This window comes from Streptomyces sp. NPDC006643 (assembly GCF_042870175.1).
GTDB lineage: Bacteria > Actinomycetota > Actinomycetes > Streptomycetales > Streptomycetaceae > Streptomyces.
In genome coordinates, this window is record NZ_JBIAHA010000006.1 from 172,555 (window position 1) to 195,121 (window position 22,567).

At 71.0% G+C, this 22,567-nt stretch carries 19 protein-coding genes; 8 read left to right on the plus strand and 11 right to left on the minus strand.

Annotated features, from left to right (window positions below):
• Nucleotides 1-25: 25 nt before the first annotated feature.
• The gene (locus ACFYNU_RS10530; protein WP_356587602.1) at nucleotides 26-364 is read right to left on the minus strand and encodes a thioredoxin domain-containing protein; all 339 of its coding nucleotides are present in this window, start codon (nucleotides 362-364) and stop codon (nucleotides 26-28) included.
• A 28-nt stretch (nucleotides 365-392) separates the two neighbouring features.
• Complete coding sequence (locus tag ACFYNU_RS10535) at nucleotides 393-1,811, minus strand: DEAD/DEAH box helicase (protein WP_356587604.1); 1,419 nt, start codon at nucleotides 1,809-1,811, stop codon at nucleotides 393-395.
• A 552-nt stretch (nucleotides 1,812-2,363) separates the two neighbouring features.
• Here ACFYNU_RS10535 and ACFYNU_RS10540 point away from each other — a divergent pair.
• The 3 genes from ACFYNU_RS10540 to ACFYNU_RS10550 all read left to right on the plus strand — a co-directional run bounded on the left by ACFYNU_RS10540 (nucleotide 2,364) and on the right by ACFYNU_RS10550 (nucleotide 5,641).
• The gene (locus tag ACFYNU_RS10540; protein ID WP_356587606.1) at nucleotides 2,364-3,611 is read left to right on the plus strand and encodes an ice-binding family protein; all 1,248 of its coding nucleotides are present in this window, start codon (nucleotides 2,364-2,366) and stop codon (nucleotides 3,609-3,611) included.
• Between the two features lie 346 nt (nucleotides 3,612-3,957).
• On the plus strand, nucleotides 3,958-4,548 hold the full coding sequence (locus ACFYNU_RS10545; protein WP_356587608.1) for a DUF5819 family protein: 591 nt from the start codon (nucleotides 3,958-3,960) through the stop codon (nucleotides 4,546-4,548).
• Nucleotides 4,538-5,641 carry an HTTM domain-containing protein gene (locus ACFYNU_RS10550; protein WP_356587610.1) on the plus strand — a complete coding sequence of 368 codons (1,104 nt, stop codon included), beginning with the start codon at nucleotides 4,538-4,540 and terminating at the stop codon, nucleotides 5,639-5,641. Before ACFYNU_RS10545 ends, ACFYNU_RS10550 begins: the two co-directional genes overlap by 11 nt.
• Before the next feature lie 140 nt (nucleotides 5,642-5,781).
• Here the strand turns inward: ACFYNU_RS10550 and ACFYNU_RS10555 are convergent, their stop codons facing one another.
• Together ACFYNU_RS10555 and ACFYNU_RS10560 are read right to left on the minus strand one after the other, a co-directional pair.
• Nucleotides 5,782-6,762 carry an aldo/keto reductase gene (locus ACFYNU_RS10555; RefSeq protein WP_356587612.1) on the minus strand — a complete coding sequence of 327 codons (981 nt, stop codon included), beginning with the start codon at nucleotides 6,760-6,762 and terminating at the stop codon, nucleotides 5,782-5,784.
• Nucleotides 6,763-6,960: 198 nt separating this feature from the next.
• Nucleotides 6,961-7,860 carry a hypothetical protein gene (locus ACFYNU_RS10560; protein ID WP_356587614.1) on the minus strand — a complete coding sequence of 300 codons (900 nt, stop codon included), beginning with the start codon at nucleotides 7,858-7,860 and terminating at the stop codon, nucleotides 6,961-6,963.
• Between the two features lie 465 nt (nucleotides 7,861-8,325).
• Here ACFYNU_RS10560 and ACFYNU_RS10565 point away from each other — a divergent pair, with 465 nt between their 5' ends.
• Nucleotides 8,326-9,978 (plus strand): SpoIIE family protein phosphatase, encoded by a 1,653-nt coding sequence (locus ACFYNU_RS10565; protein ID WP_356587616.1) that lies wholly within the window; start codon nucleotides 8,326-8,328, stop codon nucleotides 9,976-9,978.
• 123 nt (nucleotides 9,979-10,101) lie between these two features.
• Complete coding sequence (locus ACFYNU_RS10570) at nucleotides 10,102-10,911, plus strand: SAM-dependent methyltransferase (RefSeq protein ID WP_356587618.1); 810 nt, start codon at nucleotides 10,102-10,104, stop codon at nucleotides 10,909-10,911.
• A 20-nt stretch (nucleotides 10,912-10,931) separates the two neighbouring features.
• On the opposite strand, the gene ACFYNU_RS10575 is transcribed toward ACFYNU_RS10570, so the two are convergent.
• The 4 genes from ACFYNU_RS10575 to ACFYNU_RS10590 form a co-directional block, all read right to left on the minus strand.
• On the minus strand, nucleotides 10,932-12,113 hold the full coding sequence (locus ACFYNU_RS10575) for an FAD-dependent monooxygenase (protein WP_356587620.1): 1,182 nt from the start codon (nucleotides 12,111-12,113) through the stop codon (nucleotides 10,932-10,934).
• Entirely contained in the window at nucleotides 12,110-13,507 is a 1,398-nt protein-coding gene (locus ACFYNU_RS10580) for an MFS transporter (RefSeq protein ID WP_356587622.1), read from the minus strand. Before ACFYNU_RS10580 ends, ACFYNU_RS10575 begins: the two co-directional genes overlap by 4 nt.
• Nucleotides 13,508-13,614: 107 nt before the next feature.
• Nucleotides 13,615-16,128, minus strand: coding sequence for an FtsX-like permease family protein (locus tag ACFYNU_RS10585; RefSeq protein ID WP_356587624.1), 2,514 nt, complete (start codon nucleotides 16,126-16,128; stop codon nucleotides 13,615-13,617).
• Complete coding sequence (locus tag ACFYNU_RS10590; protein WP_356587626.1) at nucleotides 16,125-16,943, minus strand: ABC transporter ATP-binding protein; 819 nt, start codon at nucleotides 16,941-16,943, stop codon at nucleotides 16,125-16,127. The genes ACFYNU_RS10585 and ACFYNU_RS10590 overlap by 4 nt, the downstream gene beginning before the upstream one ends.
• A gap of 538 nt (nucleotides 16,944-17,481) precedes the next feature.
• Here ACFYNU_RS10590 and ACFYNU_RS10595 point away from each other — a divergent pair.
• Nucleotides 17,482-18,450 carry a helix-turn-helix domain-containing protein gene (locus tag ACFYNU_RS10595; RefSeq protein WP_356587628.1) on the plus strand — a complete coding sequence of 323 codons (969 nt, stop codon included), beginning with the start codon at nucleotides 17,482-17,484 and terminating at the stop codon, nucleotides 18,448-18,450.
• 70 nt (nucleotides 18,451-18,520) lie between these two features.
• The gene (locus ACFYNU_RS10600) at nucleotides 18,521-18,766 is read left to right on the plus strand and encodes a hypothetical protein (RefSeq protein ID WP_356587630.1); all 246 of its coding nucleotides are present in this window, start codon (nucleotides 18,521-18,523) and stop codon (nucleotides 18,764-18,766) included.
• Between the two features lie 209 nt (nucleotides 18,767-18,975).
• On the opposite strand, the gene ACFYNU_RS10605 is transcribed toward ACFYNU_RS10600, so the two are convergent.
• The 3 genes from ACFYNU_RS10605 to ACFYNU_RS10615 all read right to left on the minus strand — a co-directional run bounded on the left by ACFYNU_RS10605 (nucleotide 18,976) and on the right by ACFYNU_RS10615 (nucleotide 21,454).
• Nucleotides 18,976-19,857, minus strand: a complete 882-nt coding sequence (locus ACFYNU_RS10605) for an ABC transporter permease (protein ID WP_356587632.1) — start codon at nucleotides 19,855-19,857, stop codon at nucleotides 18,976-18,978.
• 122 nt (nucleotides 19,858-19,979) lie between these two features.
• Nucleotides 19,980-20,945: an ABC transporter ATP-binding protein gene (locus ACFYNU_RS10610; RefSeq protein ID WP_356587634.1), complete on the minus strand. Its 966-nt coding sequence runs from the start codon at nucleotides 20,943-20,945 to the stop codon at nucleotides 19,980-19,982.
• Complete coding sequence (locus tag ACFYNU_RS10615) at nucleotides 20,942-21,454, minus strand: GntR family transcriptional regulator (RefSeq protein WP_356587636.1); 513 nt, start codon at nucleotides 21,452-21,454, stop codon at nucleotides 20,942-20,944. The genes ACFYNU_RS10610 and ACFYNU_RS10615 overlap by 4 nt, the downstream gene beginning before the upstream one ends.
• 209 nt (nucleotides 21,455-21,663) lie before the next feature.
• Here ACFYNU_RS10615 and ACFYNU_RS10620 point away from each other — a divergent pair, with 209 nt between their 5' ends.
• Complete coding sequence (locus ACFYNU_RS10620) at nucleotides 21,664-22,497, plus strand: PIG-L family deacetylase (protein ID WP_356587638.1); 834 nt, start codon at nucleotides 21,664-21,666, stop codon at nucleotides 22,495-22,497.
• Nucleotides 22,498-22,567 lie beyond the last annotated feature (70 nt).

Below are 22,567 nucleotides of genomic sequence, written 5' to 3' on the forward strand. Positions count from 1 at the left end.
CTCTGCACAGCCCCGCGCGGCCTGCTCACAGGTGGGCGTTCAGGAGCTCCCCGAGCGCTGTTTTCGACATCGGGCCGGTGCCGGCCGCCAGTGCCTCGCCCCGGTTGATCAGCACCACGGAGGGCGCGTCGGTGACGCCGTAACGCCGTACGGGGCCGGGGCACCTTGCGATGTCGGCGCGGACGACGAGCAGTCGGCCCTGGTAGTCGTCGGCCACCTCCCGTACCAGGGCGTCCATTTCCTTGCATGCCGCCGCGGCCTTGGGCCACACCCCGTGGAAGTACGCGAGCACCGGCACGTCCGCCTTCGTCAGGATGAACTCGAACTCGGCTTCCTCCTGGGGGCGTTGGACCCTGTTCGGCATCGGCACTCCTTGACTTCCGTACGGCGCGTCAGTGGGCCCTGCGTGCTCGGGCGGCCTTGCGGGCCTCCGCCATCGTGCGTGCCTCCGCGGCCTTGCGGGATTCCTTCGGCGGGCGGCCCGAGCGGGTACCCAGACCCCGGAACGGCGCGTTGCCGGTCTTCGCCCCGTTCTCCACCGGTGGGCGCTTCGCGCCGGTGATGCTGGTCAGCCTCTCCTCGCCGGAGCGAACCTGAGCGACCGTGGGCCGGATCCCGGCCTCCGACATCATGCGGTTCACGTCCCGGCGCTGGCCGGGCGTGACCAGCGTGACCACGCTGCCGGACTCCCCGGCACGCGCGGTGCGCCCGCCGCGGTGGAGGTAGTCCTTGGGGTCGGCGGGCGGGTCCACGTTGACGACGAGGTCCAGGTGCTCGACGTCGATGCCACGGGCAGCGACGTTGGTCGCCACCAGCACCGTGATCTTCCCGTCCCTGAACTGGGCCAGCGTGTGCGTACGCTGCGGCTGCGACTTCCCGCTGTGCAGAGCGCCCGCCTGTATGCCGCTGCTCCGCAGGTGGCGGGTGAACTGGTCCACACCGTGCTTGGTGTCCAGGAACATCAGCACCCGCCCGTCCCGAGCCGCGATCTCGGTGGCCGTCACGTACTTGTCGGCGGGATGGACGTTCAGTACGTGGTGCTCCATCGTCGCGACCGAGCCCTCCGCCCGATCGACCGCGGCGAACACCGGCTCACTCAGATACTGCCTGACCAGTTGATCGACGTTGCGGTCGAGCGTCGCGGAGAACAGCATCCGCTGCCCGCCGGGCGGCGTCCGGTCCAGGATCTCCGAGACCTGCGGCAGAAAACCCATGTCGCACATCTGGTCCGCCTCGTCCAGCACGGCGATCCGCACCCGGTCCAGGTGACAGTCCCGCCGGGCGACGAGATCGGTCAGCCGTCCCGGCGTCGCCACCACGACCTCGGCACCCGCCCGGAGCGCCGCCACCTGCCGGCTGATCGCCAGCCCGCCGACGACGGTCGCCGAGCGCAGCCCGAGCGCCTCCGCGCAGGGGGCCAGTGCCTCGCTGACCTGCTGCGCGAGTTCCCTGGTCGGCACCAGGACCAGCGCGAGAGGGCGCTTCGGCTCGGCGCGCCGGCCCGCCGTACGTGCGAGAAGCGCGAGCCCGAAGGCGAGGGTCTTCCCCGAGCCGGTCCGCGCGCGGCCGAGGACATCCCGGCCGGCCAGCGCGCTCGGCAGGGTGGCCGCCTGGATCGGGAACGGCTCCCGAATCCCGAGCTCCGCCAGCACCCTCATCAGCTCGGCCGGCAGTTCCAGCTCCGCGAAGGAGCCGGCCGGCGGGAGGCCGGGCGCCGGTGCTCCCGGCACCGAGAGCTCGCCGTGCGGGCCCTTGCCCTGGTCGGACCTGCCGGGTCCGGAGCGACCGGAGGACGAATGCTTCGCCTTCATTGGGGGTTCCTCGTTTCGGCGCCCTGAACGGATCTGGGCCCGTACCTTGTCCGGTACGGGCCCAGGCTCTCTGCAAGCGTGCCCCAACCTTACCAGCGCGGGCCTCGCGCGGGCCTCGCGCCGACCGTCCCCGCGGGTCGGCGGATCGGCGGCTTATCGGCATGGTGGGCGATCAACATCAAGCCTCTCCTGAGCGCTTCCGCCACGCCGGGCGGACAGCCTCGTGCGCCGCCGGGTTCGCGGAGGGGCCGGGGCCCCGAGCCTGAGGTGAGTCGTTTCTTCGCACGCGTTCGAAGAAGCGGCCGGGCATGTCACTGATTACTGCCGCAGAATCAATTCTGCACAATCGAAATCCTTGCAGAAATACGTCACTCGCGACCCGAACGTTTGCGGAATCTTCTCACTATATGGATAACAGAAACCGCCGAGACTCGTCTGTAAGCATTCCCATCCGAGGCATATTCACGCGTAATCTGCCCGCGACAGAATGAAGGCTTTCCGGGCGATCGGTAGCGGCCCGGCCGGCCCCCGTCTCCCAAAGAAATGGTCTCGATGAAGCTCAATATCCGTGGCATGGCACGACAACGATCCATTTCCGGCTGGCTCACCGCCGCGCTCACGGCCACCGTTGCCGCCGCGATGGTCGCGGTCACACCGAGCCAGGCGCTCGCCATCGCCACACCCGTCCCCCTCGGCACCGCCGACGCATTCGCCGTTCTGGCCGGTGAGTCGATCACCAACACCGGCCCGTCGGTCATCACCGGTGATATCGGTGTGAGCCCCGGAACGGCCATCAGCGGTTTCCCGCCCGGCCTGGTCAACGGCGCGCAGCACTCCGCGGACGCGGTGGCTCTCCAGGCCAAGTCCGACTTGGTGGCGGCGTACAACAACGCCGCCGGGCAGGCCACGGACGCGGCGCTCCCGCCGGACGCCGGCGGCCTGACGCTCGTTCCCGGTGTCTACACCGCGTCCTCGACGCTGGGTCTGACCGGCACCCTCACGCTGGACGCGCAGGGTGACCCCAACGCCGTCTGGGTCTTCCAGGTCGGCTCCGGGTTGACGACGGCCTCCGCCAGCCGGGTCTCGCTCATCAACGGCGCGGCGGCGTGCAACGTGTTCTGGAAGATCGGCAGCTCGGCCACCCTGGGCACCAACTCGACGTTCATCGGCAACATCCTGGCCCTGACCTCGATCAGCGCCACGACCGGGGCGACCATCGACGGGCGTGCGCTGGCGCGTAACGGCTCGGTGACCCTGGACACCAACCGCATCACCCGCGCCACCTGCGCGGGCACCACCACGTCCGGGACGACGACCGGCACCACGACCGGTACGACCACGGGCACCACGACCGGTACCACCACCGGAACGACGGGCAGCGTCCTCGGCGGCGTGCTCGGCGGTGTGCTGGGCGGCGGAACGACCGGCACCAACACCGGTGGCGTGCTCGGCGGCGTCCTCGGCGGCGTCGTGACCGGCGGCACCACCGGAGGCACCACGGGTGGTACGACCGGCGGGTCCCCGGGCGGGGTCATCGCGGGCAACACGACCGGCAATACGAGCGGGAACACCGTCGGCAACACCATCGGCGGAAACAGCGGCGGCGGCCACGGCGGTCACACCGGTGGCGGCCACGGCGGAAAGCCTCCGGGCAAGCCGGACCACGGCCACGGCGGAAAGCCCCCGGGGAAGCCGGACCACGGTTACGGCCACGACGAAGGCGGTTACGGCGAGGGCGGTTACGGCGAGAAGCCCCCGGAGCACGGCGGCTACGGCGACAAGCCCGAGCACCAGGCCTGACAAACAGCCGGACCACGGATCGCGCCGCGCGGTGGAATCTCTCGATTCCGCCGCGCGGCGCCCCCAGAAAACCCCGCGAAAACTCCGGGCGTGAGTAGCTGATATGAAAAAGACAGGGTGGGTGCCGGTGCCGGGCGGAATTGATTCGGTGGAATCGGTGGAGTCGGCGGAATCGATGGAGTCGGTGAAGCCGGCGGAATCGGCTGACTCGGTTGACTCGGTTGAGTCAGTTGAGTCGGTTGAAGCCGTGAGAACTGCCGACACGGCTCGGAGACCGGAATCGGCGGAGGCACGGAAATCCGGCACCGCCGGAGTACCGGCCACTTCGCGCGTACTGAGAGCGGGGGTGCGTACCGTCGTATTCCTGTGTCTGGCGACCGTGCTGGCCCACGCGGCGCTCGTGTTCCTGCACATCGCGCCTTCCAACGCCGTCTCGCAGCGCTACAGCCGGCAGATCAACGCCTGGGTCTATCCGCTCTTCGAGCAGAACTGGCGGCTCTTCGCGCCTGACCCCGACTCCGTCAACCGGCAGATCTCCGCGCGCACGGCGCGCACCACTGCCGACGGCACAGTCCAGGTGAGTGGGTGGTTCGACCTGACGGCTGTGGACAACGCGGCGGTCGAGCACAGCCCGTTCCCCAGCCACACCGCGCAGAACGAGCTGCGCCGGGCCTGGACGTCGTACCTCGAACTGCACGGCGGGAGCGACGAGTCGCGTTCCGCCCGCGCCGTGATGATGCAGAAGTATCTGCGCAACATCGCGGTGGCCCGGACGGCCGACCGCCTCGGCAAAGGCGCCGGGTTCATTCAGCTCCGGGTCGTCACCACGCCCATCGCCGCCCGGAGCGCGGACGGTACGCGGACGGCCCAGGGGCCGCCGAAATCCCCCGAGACCCGGCTCCTGCCCTGGTGGAAGGTGACCCCCGATGGCAACTGAACAGCTCTCCGCGCGCGACCGGACCAGGCGTCTGTACGCCCTCCTGACCGAGCGGCCGATCTCGCTGTACGCCACCGCGGGGCTGCGCATCGGCTACGGCCTGCTCTATCTGGGCTTCCTGCTGCGGGAGTTCCCCCATCGCGACGAGATCTGGGGACCCGGTTCGCCCTGGACACCGGAACTCGCGGCGCAGCTCTACGACCAGACCGGCTGGGCCAGCATCCTCGCCCTCTCCGACAGCCGTACCTACTTCGAACTCTGCTACGCGCTCGCCGTCGTCACCTCCGCGCTGTTCGCGCTCGGCTGGCGGACCCGCGCCATCTCCGTCCTCTTCGCCGTCCTCGTGGCCTCGTTCCACTCGCGGTCCATCTTCATGACCGACGGCGGCGACAACCTCATCCTGCTGATGGCCTTCTACCTCGTCCTCACCGCCTGCGGCCGGCGGTGGTCCCTGGACGCGCGCAGAGCGGCCCGGTACGCGGCGGCGGACGCCGGCCGTACGCCACAGCCGATCGGTCAACTCCGCGCCGCCCGGACCGTGTTGGTCACGGTGCTGCACAACTGCGGACTGATCGTCATCGCCGTCCAGGTCTGTTTCCTCTACGGATCGGCCGGCCTGTACAAGGTGCAGGGTGGCACCTGGGGCAGCGGCACCGCCCTGCACTACGTGCTGAACCTCGACCTCTTCCGGCCCTGGCCCGCGCTCTCACAGATCGCGGACGAGCAGACCGTACTGCTCGCGATCACCGGTTACGCGACCGTGCTCCTCCAGGTCGCGTTCCCGTTCGTCCTGTTCGGACGGCTCAAGTACCCCGTCCTCGCCATGCTGTTGGGCATGCACATCGGGATCGCGGTACTCATGGGGCTGCCGCTCTTCTCCGGCGCGATGATCGTCGCGGACCTGGTCTTCCTGCCCGATCGCTTCTACCTCGCACTGCGACGCCTGTGCGGGCAGGTGGCACGGAGCGGGCTCCGGCGCGCGCCGGAGCCGAGAAAGCCCACGGGCCAGGCGCCGGAGGGGCTGCCGACCACCAACCTGCTGCCGCAGCAGAGCGGGGCCAACCGGTCCGTGACGAGTGGGCATCTCGACTGACGTTCTCACGCGCGCGGTCACCGACCGCGGTGTCCCCAGTGCCCGGCCGCGCACCTGGTCGGACACTTGGTCGGGCACTTGGTCGGGACGGGGCGCTTGGTCGGGACGGGCGCTCGATCTGCCGCTCGATGCCGTGCGGCTCAGCGGTCGACGGTGGCCATGTCCGCCTCGTTGTGGCGCTCGCCCGAGGCGGGGGTGAGGTTGTTCAGGCGGTCGAGCTGGGTGGCGCTGAGTTCGATGCCGTCCGCGGCGGTGTTCTCCTCGACGCGGGAGACCCGCCGGGTCCCGGGGATGGGGGCGATGTCGTGGCCGCGGGTCAGCAGCCAGGCCAGCGCGGTCTGGGCCGGGGTCGCTCCGATCTCGGCGCCGATGGCCTGTACTTCGTCAACGATGCGCAGGTTGCGCCGGAAGTTCTCCCCGGTGAAGCGCGGATTGGCCTTGCGCCAGTCGTCGTCGGGGAAGTCGTCGACGGAGCGGATCCGGCCGGTCAGAAGGCCGTGGCCGAGCGGCGAGTAGGGCACGAATCCGATGCCCAGCTCGCGCAGGAGAGGGAGGATCTCGGCCTCGACGTCACGGGTCCACAGGGAGTACTCGGTCTGGAGTGCGGCCACCGGGTGCACGGTGTGCGCACGGCGGATCGTGGCGGGGCCGGCCTCGGAGAGCCCGATATGGCGGACCATGCCCGCCGTGACCAGTTCGGACAGCGCGCCGACCGTCTCCTCGACGGGGATGTTCGGGTCGACGCGGTGCTGGTAGTAGAGGTCGATGTGGTCGGTGCCGAGGCGCTTGAGGGAGCCTTCGACCGCGGTCCTCACGTTGCCGGGGCTGCTGTCGATCACACCGGGGCCGCCACCGCAGTGGGAGTACATGCCGAACTTCGTCGCCACGACGACATCGTCGCGCCGGCCCTTGACGGCCTTGCCGACGACCTCCTCGCTGTGGAAGGGGCCGTAGATCTCGGCGGTGTCGATATGGGTGACCCCGAGGTCCAGCGCCCGGTGGATGGTACGGACGGACTCTTCGTCGTCCAGCTCACCGCCCGTCGTGTAGGTGCCGGCCATGGTCATGGCTCCCAGGCCGATGCGCGACACATCGAGCCCGCCGAGTGTTACGTGCTTCATCGGACACTCCTTCTCGTGCGGCCGTCGTCTCGTACGGTCGTCAGGCTTGGTCGGTGGGGATGACCCGGAGTTCGGCGATCGAGGCATGCCGGGCCCGTATCACTCCCGAGCAGGCCACCGGGCGGACCCGCCGCAAGAAGCCCCTCGACCACGAGCAGAAGCGGGCGGGGCTCGTGGCGGGTTCACCGGTGCAGCGGTTCAGTGGTCCAGGGGGAGTTGGTCGCCGGTCGCGCCGGCTTCGAGGTAGGCGTAGTCGGGGTGGTCGAGCCGGTGGTGGGCGTAGATCTGGTCGGCCCACGGCGGGTCGAAGGGGGTGAAGGAGCGCAGGCCCAGGACCTGTCCGATGGGCCGGTCGGGGTGGGCGGTGTTGAAGTCGGCGACGGCCGCGGCTTCGCCGATCTGCCCGATGGTGCCGGGGAGGTCGTCCAGGTAGCACGTGACCCGCGGCAGCAGGTGCGTGTGCTCCGGGCCGTGGAAGAGTTCGAGGGCTGCGGCCGTCGACGAGCAGTAGTCGAGGTCGAGGCTGACGAAGCCCACGGGGTGGTCGCCCAGCTCCTGCGCGCGGGTGGTGAGATAGTGGGGCAGGGTCTCGGCGAGGTCGCCGATCACGAGTTCGACCGCGTCGCCGAGGCGGGCCCGCAGCCGGTCGTGGTCCATGGTGTAGAAGCCGGGCCCGAAGAGGTACGGCAGGTCCCGGGGGTCCTTCGGTGCGGGCATGCCGCCCCCGCTGTCGAAGCCGACCACCCGCACCGCCACCCCGGTGGCCGCCGCGTAGTAGCGGGCGTGCGCGGCAAGGGCGAGCAGCCCGTTGCCGCCGGCCACTCCGAACTCCACGACGGTGACGCCGCGGTGTCCCAGCCGCGCCGCCAGCTCCGTGGCCCGGCGGATCCCGTACGCGTAGTGGGGCCGTTCGACCAGTCCGAACCGGTACGCCGTGGCGGAGCCGGCCCCGGGCAGCCGCCGCGCCAGCCGGATCAGGCGGGCATGGCGAGTGGCGGACTTCGACCAGTCCCACAGCGCGTCGGCCGCCCCACCGGCGGGCCGACGACCGTACGGATGGCCCTTCTGGGCCGTTGCCGGTCGTTCCCTGCCTCGCACAATGCTCCCTTCGCGCCAGGACACACAGCGCCGTTGACATGGCCCGCTCCCGCCCCTCGGATCGGCCCGGGTCGGGCTCACGGGGCAGGACAGAACTCCATCATCGGCGTGCGACAGCGCATACGCGGTAACCGTCGACCGGGAACACCCGAACCGGTGAACAGCGACGCCATCCATGGCAGCGGGCCCACGTGCACGCGGGTCGCGGGCGTGGTCGCGGGCGTCGTCGTGTGAGCGGTGGGCCGGGGCGTGGCGTGCTGTTGGACCGCATGCGGGGGATGATCGAAGCATGAGAGGCGATGATCCGCTGGTGTCCGGTGCAGAGCCGGGCCCGGAGGGCTGCCAGGAGGCGGTGGCGGGTCCTGTCCGGCGGACCCGGGCCGAAGGGTCCCAAGGGGCCGAAAGGGCCGCCGGTCATGGCGGCTCGCTCCGTGCGGGCGTCGGCCCGGCAGCGGGGAGGGGGCGGTGAATGAAGCGTTCCTCCTCAGACGGTACGAAGCGCTCCTGGGCGCCGTGCCGCAGTCGGTCTGGGCGTTGTCGGCCGACGGGGTCGTCACTCTGTTGATGGGCAGCGGGATGCCGGAGCGGCTGTGGCACCCCGACGGTGACAGCTCATGGATGGACGCGGTGCATCCGAAGGACCGGGACTGGTTCCAGCGGGCGTGGCGCAAGGCCAATCAGCAGCGGTCCGCCCTCGACACGATCGTACGAGTACGGCTTGAGGAAGCCCCCGACCGTTTCCGCCACATCAAGATCATCGCCGCACCCGTCCTGGACCGGAGCGGGGAACTGGAGTGGGTCGGTACGGCCACCGATGCCGAGGACCACTGGCGCACCCGTATGCGGGAGAAGCTGCTGGCTCGGATGGCACCCGTACCGGCCGCGCACAACCTGTCCGAGGCCTTTCTGACCAGTGCGGCGGCCGTCGTGCCGGAGCTTGCCGACGCCGTCGCCGTCTTCCGCGTACGGGACGGCGGCGAAGCCGCGTTTCGGACCTCCGAGGGCGTACCGGCCACGGCGTCGGCGGAGCGGGTGGGGCTCGCACCCGGGCTGCCTCCCATGCATCCGCTGGACGCGGACTTCCTGCTGGGGCCGGCCGTACAGGAAGCCATCGAGAGGCAGGAGGCGGGGCTGCTGACCTTCCCGCCCGGGAAACCGCCCGAGGACAGCCTTTCCAAGGTCTCCGTCCGGTGGCTGCGGGAGGCCGACGCGACAAGCGTGGCGCTGCTGCCGGTCGTGGTGGACGGCCGGACCGTCGCGCTGGCGACCACAGCGACCTGCCGGGGCAACCCGCCGTCGGACGAGGGCGACCTGTATCTGCTGCAAGACGTCTTCCAGCAGATGAGCGGACCTCTGCGCCGGACGATGGAGCTACAGAACATCCGCGACATGGCCCTCGTACTCCAGCAGTCCTTCCTGGCCGTACCGCCGTCCGTCGAAGGTCTCGTCATCACGGCGCTCTACCATCCGGCCGACTCGGCCGCCGAGGTCGGCGGCGACTGGTACGACGCCGTCCGGCTCACGGCCGACTCACTCGCTCTGTCCATCGGCGACATCGCGGGTCACGACGTGGACGCGGCCACCGCGATGGGGCGTGTCAACAGCATGCTGAGGGGGCTCGCGTACGACAGCGGCCCGGCCGCCAGCCCGGCGGCCACCCTCAGCCGGCTCGACCGCATCGTGCAGGCGCTCGACAGCCCGTCGATGGTCACGGCGGTGCACGCGGTCCTGCGCCGGCAGGCGGACGACGCCTGGCACATCGCCCTGTCCAACGCCGGCCACCCGCCACCCCTGCTGATCCCGGCCGGCGCGCCGTCGCGGTATCTGCACGACCTCACGGCCTCGGACCCACCGCTGTGCGTCGGCGAGGCCCTGCCCCGTACCGACCTCCACGCGGTCATCCGGGAGGGCGACACCTTGGTGCTCTACACCGACGGACTCGTGGAAGTGCCGGGCACGGACATCGGTGACGGTCTGCGGCGCCTGCGTGAGCACACCGACGCGCTGGTCCGCAGGGGGGTGTCCCAGCCGACCCTGATCCGGGGGCTGCTGCCGCCCGTCCAGAACCGCTGGGACGACATCGCCGTGATCGCGCTGCACGCCCGGAGGGAGCGGTGATGCGGCCGGCTCGGCGACTGCGTCCGCATCCGGCTGTGCCCGCTGCTCCCGCCGCCCTCGCTTGCGACCGGAACATCACGTTTGTACGTTTGATGAGCCGTCCTTGACCGAGAGAGGCGCCGCATGAATGCTCCGCACGATCGACAGAGCGGACTTGCCACCTCGCGCGCCCACTCCGCCCGGGTGTACGACTACATTCTGGGCGGCAAGGATCACTATCCCGTTGATGTCGAAGCGGGCGACGCCATGTGCCGGCACTGGCCCGCGCTGCCCGTCCACATGATGGAGAACCGCCGGTTCATGCACCGCGCCGGCCGCTTCCTCGCCGAGGAGCGAGGCATCCGCCAGTTCCTCGACGTCGGGACCGGTCTGCCGACCTCGCCCAATCTGCACGAGGTCGTGCAGGAGGTCGCGCCGGAATCACATGTGGTCTACGTCGACAATGACCCCGTCGTCCTCGCCCACGCCCGCGCCCTGCTCCAGAGCTCGGCCGAGGGGGCCACCGCATACGTGGACGCGGACATGCACGACCCCGACACCATTCTGGACAGCCCCGAGTTCCGTGACCTCATCGATCTGAACCGGCCCGTCGGCCTGATGCTGATCGGCATCCTGCACTTCATCCTGCCCCCGGACGACCGGCGCCTGGTCAACCGGCTGCTGGAACCGCTGCCGTCCGGCAGCTATCTCGCGATGACCATCGGCACCGCCGACTTCGCGCCCGAGGAAGTCAACCGGGTGGCGGAGGAGTACCGGCAGCAGAACATGCCCATGGCGCTGCGCGATCTCCCCACCGCCACCTCGTTCTTCGACGGACTTGAGCTACAGGAACCGGGAGTCACCCAGGTGCACACCTGGCGCCCCGGCCCTGAACAGGCCGGCATCGACGGCCGCGACATCGCCATGTACGGGGCGGTGGCCCGAAAGCCCTGAGCCGCCCCGCGCCGATGGGCTCATGGGGTGGGGGGCGGTCCGGGGAGGGTGAGGGACGAGTGGGCCGGGCGGGGTGGTGGCGGGGGGAGGGTGTGGAGGGTGCGGAGCCTTTCGTTGCGCCGGGTCAGGGACTCGGCGGTGGTCGGGAAGAGGGTGGCGCCGCCCTCGGCCACCAGTGCCTGGTTCGCCGTCACGAACGGGCGGGTGTCGTGTTCGTAGGCGGCGAAGCCCGCGGTGTGGTCGCGGTCGGCCAGGGACGCGGCGAGCATGTACGCGCCGGCGAGGGCGAGGCTGGTGCCCTGGCCGGTGAGGAACGAGGGTGCGTACGCGGCGTCGCCCACCAGCGCGATCCTGCCGCCCGACCAGCGGGGCATACGGATCTGGCCGACCGCGTCGAAGAACACGTCGTCCGCGTCGCGCATGGCGGCCAGCATGCCGGGGATCTCCCAGCCCGCGCCGGTGAAGACCTCGGCGACCAGGGCCCGTTGGGCTTCCGGGTCACGGAGGGTGTCGAAGGGTGGTGCGGGGCGGGCGAAGTTCAGGAAGGCGTGGACAGGTTCGTCGTGCCCCACGGCGTAGAGCGCCGCCGCTCTGCCGGGGGTGTTCCACATGACGGTCTCGTGGGAGAGCCCGAGGGTGTTGGGCACGGTGAAGATGGCGAAGCCGTATCCGAGGTAGTGGTGGAACGGTTCCTCGGGGCCGAACAGGAACTCCCGGGTGTGGGAGTGCAGTCCGTCCGCTCCGACGACCATGTCGAAGGTGCGGCTGCCGCCCCCGTGGAAGGTGATGTCGACACCGCGGGCGCTCTCGTGGAGGGTGGCGACGGAGTCGTCGAAGACGAACTCCACGTCGTCACGGACCGCCGCGTACAGGGCTGCGGTCAGATCCCCGCGGCGCACTTCGAGATCGTGTCCCGCGACACCGCCGGTGACGGTGTGGGGGTGGAGACGGGCCACCGTGCCGCCGTCACCGTCGAGGAAGGTCAGCCGGCGCAGGTCGATGTGCGCGTCCCGCAGCCGGGGCAGGATTCCCATCCTGCGGACGACCTCAAGTGCGGTGCCACGTATGTCGACGGGGTAGCCGCCGCTCCGTGGTGCGGCTGCTCTCTCGACCACCGTGACCGCGTATCCGTAGCGGTTCAGCCAGTACGCGAGGGCGGGGCCCGCGATGCCGGCCCCGGAGATCAGGACCTTGTTCTTCATTCCTTGGCTCCTCTGTTCATGGTGCGGACGACAAGCAGGGAGAGCGCCGTGAGGGCGCCGGCGACGACGAAGCCGGTGACGAAGCCGGATTCGGCGGGGATGTCCGAGCCGGACGGGGTGGCGGCGGTGAGGAGCGCCCCGCTGAGCTGCACACCCACGGCGAACCCGATCACGCGAGTCACCAGGACCAGGCTGGTGGCGATGCCGGTGTCGCTCTGGTCGACGGATGTGGCGGTGGTGGTCACCAGCGCCGTGACGCACAGGCCGTTGGCGAGGGCGACCAGCGCCTTGCCGACGACGAGATGCCAGATCTCGGTGTGTACGGCCGCCAGGGCGAGCAGGCCGGCGGCCATCATGACGACGCCGGTGGCGACCACGGCACGCGAGCCGAACCGTCGCGCCCCCATCCCGCCGAGCGGCCCGGCCAGCGTCGCGGCCACGGCGCCGGGCAGCAGGAAGAAGCCGATCTCGGTGGCGCCGGCCCCGAAGCCGTACCCGTCACCGGACACATCGAACAGCTGCGGTACGAGATAGACCGCCGCCGAGGTGCCGACGCATATCAGGAACGTCAGCACGCACGACTTCCACACCGCGGGCCGTGCCAGCATGCGCAGATCGACCATCGGCGCCGCCGCACGACGCTCGACGGCCACCCAGCCGCTCCCGAAGGCGGCCAGGAGAAGGACGAGGGCGACGAGTACGAGTGGCTGCGAGGCGATGTCCGTCGCCAGTGAGAGCACGAGCATCAGCGTGACCAGCGTCCCGCTCAGGAGCGCCAGACCGGGCCAGTCGATTCCGGTGCCGTCCGACGTGGCCGGCTGATCGTCGGGCATCAGCCTGTTCAGCAGCAGGGTGGACCCGATGACCGCGAACGTCGGCAGCGCGAACATCCAGTGCCGGGACAGCCCTTCGGCGACGGGTCCTGCGGCCAGCGTTCCCGCCATCCCGCCCCCCACGAACAGCCCGCTGACCACCCCGATGGCCACCTTCGACTCGCCTGCGGGGAGGTGTTTTCGCACCAGGATGAACGACAGGGGCAGCGCGCCCACCATCGCTCCCTGTAACACCTGGCCGAGCAGCAGCACGGGCAGGTTCGGCGCCAGGGCGGACACCAGGCCCCCGGCGGAGACCACCGCCATCAGCCGGATCAGGACCCGTTTACCGCCGTAGCGGTCGCCGAACTTGCCCGCGACCGGCGTGATGAGCGCGCCGGTGATGAGGAGAACGATGCTGAGCAGCGCCCCTTCGGCCGGACTCATGTCCAACTCCCGTTGCAGGAGCGGGAGTGTCGGAGTCACCACCGACTCCAGGGCGCCGGTGGCGACCGCGAGCATGCCGAGAGCCGCGACAGCGGGCTTCCCGATGGAGACCGAGGGGGCCGGGATCGTGGCCATATACGCCCTTTCCATCCTTTCGATCATTTCCGTCGTTCCGTCGTTCCGTCGTTCCGTCGTTGGCGGACGAGAGCGCGGACAGCGCTTTACGGGGAAGTGGGCGCGCGTCACGACCAGCGGCGCAGTGCCGCCCGCGCCGGCAGCGTGACCGCGAGCAGCGTCAGAGCGCCGGTGGCGGCGACGAGGGATCCGTACAACAGCGGTGGTACGTACGGCAGTTCGCCCGTCGTACCGCGCATCATCGGGATCAGCGTGGCCGCCGCGATCGCGGAGCCGAGGACCACGCCCACCGCCGAGACCAGCAGGCCCTCCCAGTGGAGCATCGTCAGCACCTGGCGCCGGGTGGAGCCGACGAGGCGCAGCGTGCCCAGCTCGCGGCGGCGGTCGAGGACCGTCATCACCAGGGTGTTGACGGCGGCGACGGCGGCGAAGCCGCCGAGGACCGCGGCCATGGTGTTGTTCAGCCAGGCGCCCAGCTTCGCGTCGAGGCTCTTCCCGGTGGCGTAGCCGGAGGCGTCGGTGACCTGCCCCAGGGCGGCGAGCGACTCCCGCGAGCCGCCGTCGACCAGCAGCGTGCTGTCGAAGCCCGAGGTGACGTGCCCGGTCAGGGCCGCCCGGTCCATCGTCACCGTGGCCAGGCCGAGACCGCGGCCGTAGATCGCGACGATCTCGGGGTCGGCCATGGTGCCGTCGGGCAGATACAGCGGGAGCCGGTCGCCCACGCCGACGTCCGCCGAGGTCGCCAGGCTCTTGTCGATGGCGACACGGTCCCCGCCGAGCCGGTCGAGGCTGCCCTTGGTGACGTCCAGGTCCTGCACCTTCGCCAGTTCCGCGCCGGAGCCGGTGACACCCTGTGTCGCCGCGCCCTGGAGCGACGTGAACTCGCCGGAGCCGATCGGCACCAGCACCTGTGTGTTCAGCAGGCCGACGGCCGCGTCCACGCCCGGTGCGCGGGCGGCGTCCGCCGCCGCGTCCACCGGGAGCCCGGCCGGGTGCGTGACCACGTGGTCGGCGGTGATGCCCGCGCGCACCTGCTTGTCGGCGACACGGCTCTCGCTCGTGTACATGAAGACGAGGGTCGACGCGAAGGCCACGGCGAGCACGATCGGAGTGATCGCGGAGGCCAACCGGCGGGCGTTGGTACGGGAGTTGGCGGCGGCCAGTGACGCCGACGCGCCGGCGCCGCGCAGCGGGAGGCCGAAGAGGCCCGCGCACAGCCGTGCCACCAGTGGGCCGAGCAGCGCGACGGCGAGCATGAAGAGCATGACGACGCCGAGGGCGGCGCCCGCCGCGTCGTCCCCCGCGGAGCCGGCCGAGACGCCGGTGAGGATCGTGCCGCCGACGAGGGCGGCGATGCCGAGCGTCGTACGGATCACTCCCGGCCGCAGCCGCTCCACCGACGCCTCGCTGAGCGCCTGTCCCGGCTTGATCTTCGCGGGCCTGCGCCCGGCCGCCCAGCCGGCGCCGAGCGCGGTGAGCAGCCCGACGACGACGGCGCCGAGCAGGGGAATCCCGGAGACATGCACCTGTACCGCCTCCGGGATCGCGCCCCGGTCCCGCAACTGCCCGAACCACCAGTTCGCGAGCCCGATGCCGGGCAGACAGCCCAGGATCCCGGCGAGCGGCGCGATGAGCAGCGCCTCGGAGGCGACCGCGCGGCGGATCTGCCGGGGGGTGGCGCCGACCGCGCGCAGCAGCGCGAACTCACGGGACCGCTGGGACACCGACAGGGCCACGGTCCCGGCCGCGGTGAAGATCGCGACGATGGCGGCGATGCCGCCGAAGGAGCCGCCGATCCCGAAGAGGGTCACCTTGGCGGAGGCGAGGCCCGGGTCCTCGACGGCGCCCCGGTCGTCGCCGGTGTGCACGTCGGCGCCCGAGCCGGCCAGGGCCTTCTGCACGGAGTCGGCGAGGGCGTCGGTGCCGGTGCCGTTCTTCGGCAGTACGGCGATGGCGTCCGCCTTGCCGGGGTGGTCGGCGAGCGTGGGGGCCTGGGCGTCGGCGAACCAGGCGATGGCGTCCCCGGCGCCGGTGTCGCTGTCGCTGTCGCGGGTGGTGTCCGCGGGTCCGGCCTCGGCGATGCCCGCGACGCGGAAGTCCTGCCGCCCGGAGGCGGTCTCCAGCGCGACGGTGTCGCCGACCCCGGCCTTCGCGGCGCGGGACGTGGCCGCGTCGAGCACGACCTCGCCGGCGCGGGGCGCGGAGCCGGTGCTCAGCGCCGTACCGGTGAAGGCGTGCGAGCCCCAGCCGTGGCCGGTGAGCGCCGCGCCGCCGTGGCGCACCGGGAAGGTGAAGTCCGCGACGGCGGTGGCGACACCCGGCGCCTCGGCGGCCTTCGCCGCCAGCCCGGCGTCCAGCCGGGCCGTGTCCGGCAGCGGGACCGCTTCCTTCTCGCGGTCCTCGCCGGTGCCCGTGACGACGTACTCGTACTGGTCCGCCGCCACGACCACCGGCGCCTTCGCGTACCGCTCCGGCGGCACCGACGCGCGCAGGCCGGTCTCCAGCAGGATGCCGCAGGCCGTGACGATCAGCGCCGACATCATCAGCGCGACGAAGGTCCCGGCGAAGGACGCGGGCCGGAAGCGGACGGCCGACCGGGCCAGTCCGTTGGGGCGCGTCATGCCGCCACACCCGCCATCGCGCCGGTACGGGCGGTGAGCGTCGCCATCCGAGCCGCGATCTGCTCCGCAGAACCGTGCTCCAGGGCGCCCGCGAAGGCGCCGTCGGCGAGGAACAGTACGTGGTCGGCCCAGGTGGCCGCGGCCGGATCGTGGGTGACCATGACGACGGTGGCGCCGAGGGTGTCCACCGCGTGCCGGAGCAGGCCGAGAACCTCGGCGGCGGTCACGGTGTCGAGGGCGCCGGTGGGCTCGTCCGCGAACACCACGTCGGGGTCGGTGACCAGGGCGCGGGCGACGGCCACGCGCTGCTGCTGGCCGCCGGAGAGTTCGCCGGGCCGGCGCCGCGCCTTGTCGGCGAGCCCGACCCGCGCGAGCACCTCGGCGGCCCGGCCGCGGTCCTGGCGCTTCCCGGCGAGCCGCATGGGCAGCAGGACGTTCTGCTCCACGGTCAGCGACGGCAGCAGGTTGAAGGCCTGGAAGACGAAGCCGAGGCGGCTGCGGCGCAGTTCGGTGAGTTCGTTCTCCTTCATGCCGGTGATCTCCGTACCGCCGAGGCGCACGGATCCTTCCGTCGGCCGGTCGAGCCCGGCGGCGCACTGGAGGAAGGTCGACTTGCCGGACCCGGACGGGCCCATGATCGCGGTGAACGTGCCGCGCGGGAGGGCGAGGTCGACGCCCGCGAGGGCGTGTACGGCGTTCGCGCCCCGGCCGTACTGCCGCCGGACACCGCGCAGTTCGACGGCGAGAGCGGGTGTGCCCGTCGGAGCCTCCGGCCGGCCGTCCCTCTGCTGTCGCTTACCGCTGCCTGACCTCATGTCCTGCCCTTCCGCGTTCCTCGTGCTGACGGAACGCAGAGTGCGGGGACGGCCGGGCGCCGGGCGTCATACCCAGGAGCCAATCTGGGGGTGATACCGGAGTAGGGGGTGGTGCGGAGGGGGGGCCGGTGGGTCGCGGGCCGGTGCCCGTACGGCCGGTGTTCCGCGGGCCAGTGCCCGTACGGGCAGTGCCTCCCAACCTCTCCCCCGAGGAGGTCGGAAGGGGCGTGACGCGGTGTTGTCCGTCGTTCAGGTCGTCCTCTCGGACCGGCCTCGGCCGCCTCCCTCACGACATTAGGGTCATCATGGGCCCGGGACTTTGTCAGTGGTGCAGGGATGTTTGTCAGCCGTGCACACCTCGAAGTCGGCGCCGCGTCGGGCGGGGGCCCGGTGGCCCGGTCGGAGCGCGTTGCGCGGCGCGAGAGAAGCCTGTCAAGCTGATGCCGGGGACTGTCCCTGTCGAGGGGTGACTTGTGGAGGAACGGGTGGAGGTCTCGTCGGGCGGGCCCGATGCCCGATGTGGGCGAAAGCCTGTCTCATGAGCCCGATGCTGGACACCGAGTTCATGCCTCCGCAGGACCGTGAGGAAGTACTCCGGGACGCGGTGCGGGAATCCATGGTGGCGGTCGACATCGATCACCGTCCGCCGCCCGAGGACATCTCGGTCCGCATGGGACTCACGGCCGTCGGGCCCCTCCGGTTCTGTTCCGTACGGGCGACCGCGGCCACCATCCGTCGTACGGCGCGGCTGGCCCGGGAGGACGAGGAACCGGCCGTCTTCGTCGGTCTTCAGATGACGGGCACCAGCCTGGTGGTGCAGAACGGCCGCCAGTGCCTGCTGGGGCCGGGATCCCTCACCGTCTTCGAGACGATCGCTCCCTACACCCTTCTCTTCGACGAGGGACTCGACCACCACTTCTTCCGTTTCCCCCGCGCGGCACTCGCGCTCCCCGAAAGGCTGTTGCGGGACAGCACCGCGGTTCCCCTGGGGCCCGACAACCCACTCGCGCGCCTCGCCTTCACCTACTTCTCGCAGCTGGCCGTCAGCGACGAACTGCATCAAGGCGCGCACGCCACCGCCGTCGTGGAACCGAGCATCGAGCTGCTCCGCGCCGTACTGATGTCCCGGCACGGCGACTCCGGCCCGGCCAGGGGGTCCTCGGAGGCGGCACTCAGCCTGCGGATCACTCAGTACATCCGGGCGCACCTGGCCGATCCCGATCTGTCGGCGGCACGGATCGCCGCCGCGCACGACATCTCCGTACGTCACCTCTACGCCGTGCTGTCCCGGTCGGGCATCAGCCTCGGAGACTGGATCCGTACCAACCGCCTGGCCGAGTGCAAGCGGGAGTTGGCCGGCCCGAAGGGGCGGCTGCGGACCATCGCGGCGACCGGGCGGAGCTGGGGCTTCGCCGACGCGACCCACTTCAGCAAGGTGTTCAGACAGGCATACGGAATCTCGCCCCGGGCCTGGCGCGACCAGCACCACCCCCGCCCCTCCGCATGAGGGAGCCGTCGCCCGCGCGGCGCGGGCGGCCCGCAGAGAGCGTGGGGCCAGTAAGAGGGACACTGGTCCCATGGCCCTACCCACAGCGCATCAATGTTTGACCTGCTCGGACGGTGCCACACAGAACCCGGTCCTGCACGAGGACCTCGTCGTCGGGGCACCACTGTCCATGGAAGATCTCACCGACGCACAGCGCCTCGACCGGTTCGCGCTCAAGTACGCCCACGACGGATGCCAGGTCACGGAGGTCCGGCGGGTCCCGCACGAGGGCCTGGGCGGCTACGCCTGGTCCGTCCGCTTCATCGAGAGTCAGTGACGAGCTGATCACCGAAGAGGTCTGAGAGGAGCCAGGACCGGCCGACGGTGGCTGTCGACGTCCGTCCGACGATGGTCGATGTCCGTGGTGACACGGCCGTCGACCATCGTCGCGACGACGCGATGGCGGAACGTCGTCCCGTGGAACGGAGTGTTCTCCGACGCGCCGACCGACTCGGACCGGTCCACCCGCCCGGCCGAGGGCAGGCCTCAGCGCAGGGTGCGCCTGGCCGCGTACACCGTCACGGCGGCGGTCAGCACGAGCAGGCCGCACAGCGCGCCGGTCGCGGCCCACTGCATGGAACCGATCTGGGAGTACGGCAGATACTCCACCGACCAGCCGACGATCCCCTTGTCGCGCAGACAGGCGGTGTTGTCGGCCTCCTGTACGCACGATCCCCAGCCGTGCAGCGAGCCGTCGGCGCCGAGGTAGGAGATGTCGACCTCCAGGGCGTTCCGGGGAATCACCGGGGAGTCGTCCTGGGCGAACCGGCCGCCGCCGGTGGTCTCCGTCACCGTGCTCGCGAACGACATCCGTACGGACGACCACACCGTCTTCACCACCAGCAGCACACCGAAGGTGGTGACCATCGCGGGCAGTGTGCGCCGCAGCAGCAACCCGGCCGTGGCACCGATCAGCAGTCCGAGCAGGGTCAGCGCCACCACCACCGGTCCGGTGGTGTCGAAGCCCGCCGCACTGGTGAAGTCGGCGTCGATGGCGCGGTATTCGGCGAGCGGTGACCACAGGCTCCGCATGGCGAGTCCGGTGGCGAGCGCCGCCGCGACCGAGAACGCGGCGGCGAGGCCCAGCTTCGCCGCCACCCAGCTCGCCCTGCTCCGGGACTGGAGCCCGACGAATTTGGCTGTGCCGCTCTCCAGGTCCCCCGCGAACACCCCGATCAGCACCGGCAGACACGCCAGTCCCAGGCCGATGAGTTCGAGCCGGCGATACGCGCTGTCGACGGTCGTGGTCTCGGCGGGTGACGGATTGCCCGCCTTGACGGCCGCCAACGCGTCGTCGACGCTGCCGCTCAGCCACATCAGGGCCGCTGTCGTGGCCGCCGCGGCGGCGAGCATCATCAGGAGCGTCACACGGTGCTAGCGCCAGACCAGCCACACCATGCCGCTGAGCCCGAACCGCCGGCCGGTGGCCCGCTGCCGCCCACCGCCGTCCCGGTCCCCGCCGGCCCGCCGGAGGGTCTGGGTCGTCGCGCTCATGCCGCCACCTCCGAACCGGTGCCCGGGACATGGGAGTTCGGGCTGATCAAGGGCGTGGAATCGGCCTGCCGCAGATAGGCCAGCACCACCTCTTCCAGGGTCGGCGCGCAGGATTCCCACACGTCGCTGACGGGACCGCTGGGGCGGATCAGCGCCTTCGTGTACTGCCTGTCGTCGTGGGTCTCGACGACCGTGTGCTCGTCCAGCCCCGCGGGCAGCCCGCCCGGTCCCGACGTCACCCGGTCATGGGGCGCGGACAGCAGCCGGTGGACACTGATGATCTCGTCCACGTCCCCGGCCAGCCGCAGACCGCCCTCGGACACCAGCAGCAAGTAGTCGCACAGCGTGTCCAGTTCGGCGACCAGATGGCTGGACATCAGTACGGTGATCCCGCGTTCCGCCACCTCTCCCAGCAGGGCGGCCACCGTCTGCCGGCGTACGAGCGGATCGAGATCGGCCAGCGGCTCGTCCAGCAGAATCAGATCGGGCCGCTTCCCCAGGGCCACCGAGAGGGCGACCCGGGTGCGCTGGCCGCCGGAGAGCCGGCCCACCTTGGCGTCGAGCGGTACGGACCCCGAGCGCAGGAACTCCTCGGCGAGCTGCTGGTCCCACTCCGGGTTCAACTCCCGGCCGAGCCGCAGAGTCTCGGCGACGGTGAAGCGCGGGAACAGCGGCTTCTCCTGCGGCAGGAACGCGATGCGCCGGCGCGCCGACGGCCCTCCGGCGGGCTCGCCGAACACCCGCGCCTCGCCGGCCGTGGCCTGCCGCAGCCCCGCCACGATCTCCAGCATCGTGGTCTTGCCCGCGCCGTTCGGCCCGACGAGCCCGCACACCCGGCCGGCGGGAAGCCGGAACGTCGCGTCGCGCAGCACCCAGCGCCTGCCGTACCGCCGCCCCAGCCCGCGCACCTCCAGCGCGGTGCGCGCGTCGTGGGCGGACTCGCCCCGTATGCCCCTGCTCACCTGTGGTCGCCCTCTCGCTCGTTCGCCCGTCGTGCTGCCGACTGCCGTGCCTCGGAGGGCTGTTCCTCCGGCTGCCGTGCTTCCGAGTGCGGTTCTTCCGCGCCGCGCCGGAGGGGGGCCGTCCCCACGCCCTCGTGCTCCTCCAGCGTCAGTTCGACCAGTTCGCGTACGTCGTCGTGGCTCAGCCCCGCCGACAGCGCCCGCTCCGTCCAGCCGGACAGCTCCGCGTGGAGCGGCGACCCGGCTTCCGCCCGGTGCCGCTCGGGGGCGCGGACGATGAAGGTGCCGAGGCCCTGGCGCAGTTCCACGATCCCCTCGCGCTCCAGTTCCCGGTACGCCTTGAGCGTCGTGTTGGGATTCACCGCACAGGCCTCGGCCGCCTCCCGCGCGGTCGGCAACCGGTCCCCGACCTTCAACGCACCTGTGCGCAGGGCCCGCTTGGTCTGCTCGATGATCTGCTGGTAGGCCGCGACGCCCCGGCGTCTCTCGATCCGGTACTGCATCCACATCACCGACACTCTGCTAGTTGAATAGCTCAATGATGCTGACGGGCCACTCCGGTGTCAATCGATCCCTCGGAGCAGGCGCGAGGTCTGGCGGGGCCGCGCGGGGATCTCGTTCGCGTGGCAACGCCGGCGTCTGGAAAGGTGAGCGGCCCGTGCCGGGAACAGCCGGGCCGGGCCGCACGGTTGCATCTCTCTGTAGGAGGACCTTTCTTATGACTGACCGGCCGTTGACGCTCATGGCAGTGCACGCCCACCCCGACGACGAGGCCACCGGGACCGGCGGGGTCCTCGCGCGGTATGCGGCGGAAGGCATCCGGACCGTTCTGGTGACCTGTACCGACGGCGGTTGCGGGGATGGGCCGGGGGGTGTCAAGCCGGGTGAGCCCGGACACGATCCGGCGGCCGTCGCCTCGATGCGCCGTCAGGAACTCCGGGCCAGCTGCGACGTCCTGAAGATCAGCGATCTGGAGACGCTGGACTACGCGGACTCCGGGATGACCGGCTGGCCGAGCAACGATGCCCCCGGATCCTTCTGGCGGACGCCCGTCGCGGAAGGGGCCGCCAGACTCGCGGACCTCATGCGGCACTACCGGCCCGATGTGGTCGTCACCTATGACGAGAACGGTTTCTACGGCCACCCCGACCACATCCAGGCCCACCGCATCACGATGGCGGCGCTGGAGATGACCGAGCTGACACCGAAGGTGTACTGGACGACGATGCCCCGCTCGATGATGGAGCGGTTCGGGGAGACGATGCGCGAGTTCGGGGAGGAGATGCCGGAGCCGGATCCTGCCGAGGCCGCCGAGATGGCCGAGATCGGCCTCCCCGACGACGAGATCACCACCTGGGTGGACACCACCGCTTTCAGCGGCCAGAAGTTCGACGCGCTGGCCGCGCACGCCAGTCAGGGCGAGAACATCTTCTTCCTCAAGATGGGCAAGGAGAAGTTCGGCGAGCTGATGGGCGTCGAGACCTTCGTACGCGTCAAGGACACCACCGACGCCCCCGTACCCGAGAACGACCTCTTCGCCGGTCTGCGGTGATCCGCCCGCCCCGGGGATCCACGGGACGCTGACCGTACAGGCGCGGGACCGGGCGGGTCGCGAGCTCGGC

Coding starts and splice junctions, on each gene's coding strand:
- ACFYNU_RS10615 (WP_356587636.1), bottom strand. CDS start 21,454: ATGTGGATGCAGTACCGGATCGAGAGACGCCGGGGCGTCGCGGCCTAC.
- ACFYNU_RS10620 (WP_356587638.1), top strand. CDS start 21,664: ATGACTGACCGGCCGTTGACGCTCATGGCAGTGCACGCCCACCCCGAC.
- ACFYNU_RS10585 (WP_356587624.1), bottom strand. CDS start 16,128: ATGACGCGCCCCAACGGACTGGCCCGGTCGGCCGTCCGCTTCCGGCCC.
- ACFYNU_RS10550 (WP_356587610.1), top strand. CDS start 4,538: ATGGCAACTGAACAGCTCTCCGCGCGCGACCGGACCAGGCGTCTGTAC.
- ACFYNU_RS10535 (WP_356587604.1), bottom strand. CDS start 1,811: ATGAAGGCGAAGCATTCGTCCTCCGGTCGCTCCGGACCCGGCAGGTCC.
- ACFYNU_RS10570 (WP_356587618.1), top strand. CDS start 10,102: ATGAATGCTCCGCACGATCGACAGAGCGGACTTGCCACCTCGCGCGCC.
- ACFYNU_RS10595 (WP_356587628.1), top strand. CDS start 17,482: ATGAGCCCGATGCTGGACACCGAGTTCATGCCTCCGCAGGACCGTGAG.
- ACFYNU_RS10530 (WP_356587602.1), bottom strand. CDS start 364: ATGCCGAACAGGGTCCAACGCCCCCAGGAGGAAGCCGAGTTCGAGTTC.
- ACFYNU_RS10590 (WP_356587626.1), bottom strand. CDS start 16,943: ATGAGGTCAGGCAGCGGTAAGCGACAGCAGAGGGACGGCCGGCCGGAG.
- ACFYNU_RS10555 (WP_356587612.1), bottom strand. CDS start 6,762: ATGAAGCACGTAACACTCGGCGGGCTCGATGTGTCGCGCATCGGCCTG.
- ACFYNU_RS10575 (WP_356587620.1), bottom strand. CDS start 12,113: ATGAAGAACAAGGTCCTGATCTCCGGGGCCGGCATCGCGGGCCCCGCC.
- ACFYNU_RS10580 (WP_356587622.1), bottom strand. CDS start 13,507: ATGGCCACGATCCCGGCCCCCTCGGTCTCCATCGGGAAGCCCGCTGTC.
- ACFYNU_RS10540 (WP_356587606.1), top strand. CDS start 2,364: ATGAAGCTCAATATCCGTGGCATGGCACGACAACGATCCATTTCCGGC.
- ACFYNU_RS10600 (WP_356587630.1), top strand. CDS start 18,521: ATGGCCCTACCCACAGCGCATCAATGTTTGACCTGCTCGGACGGTGCC.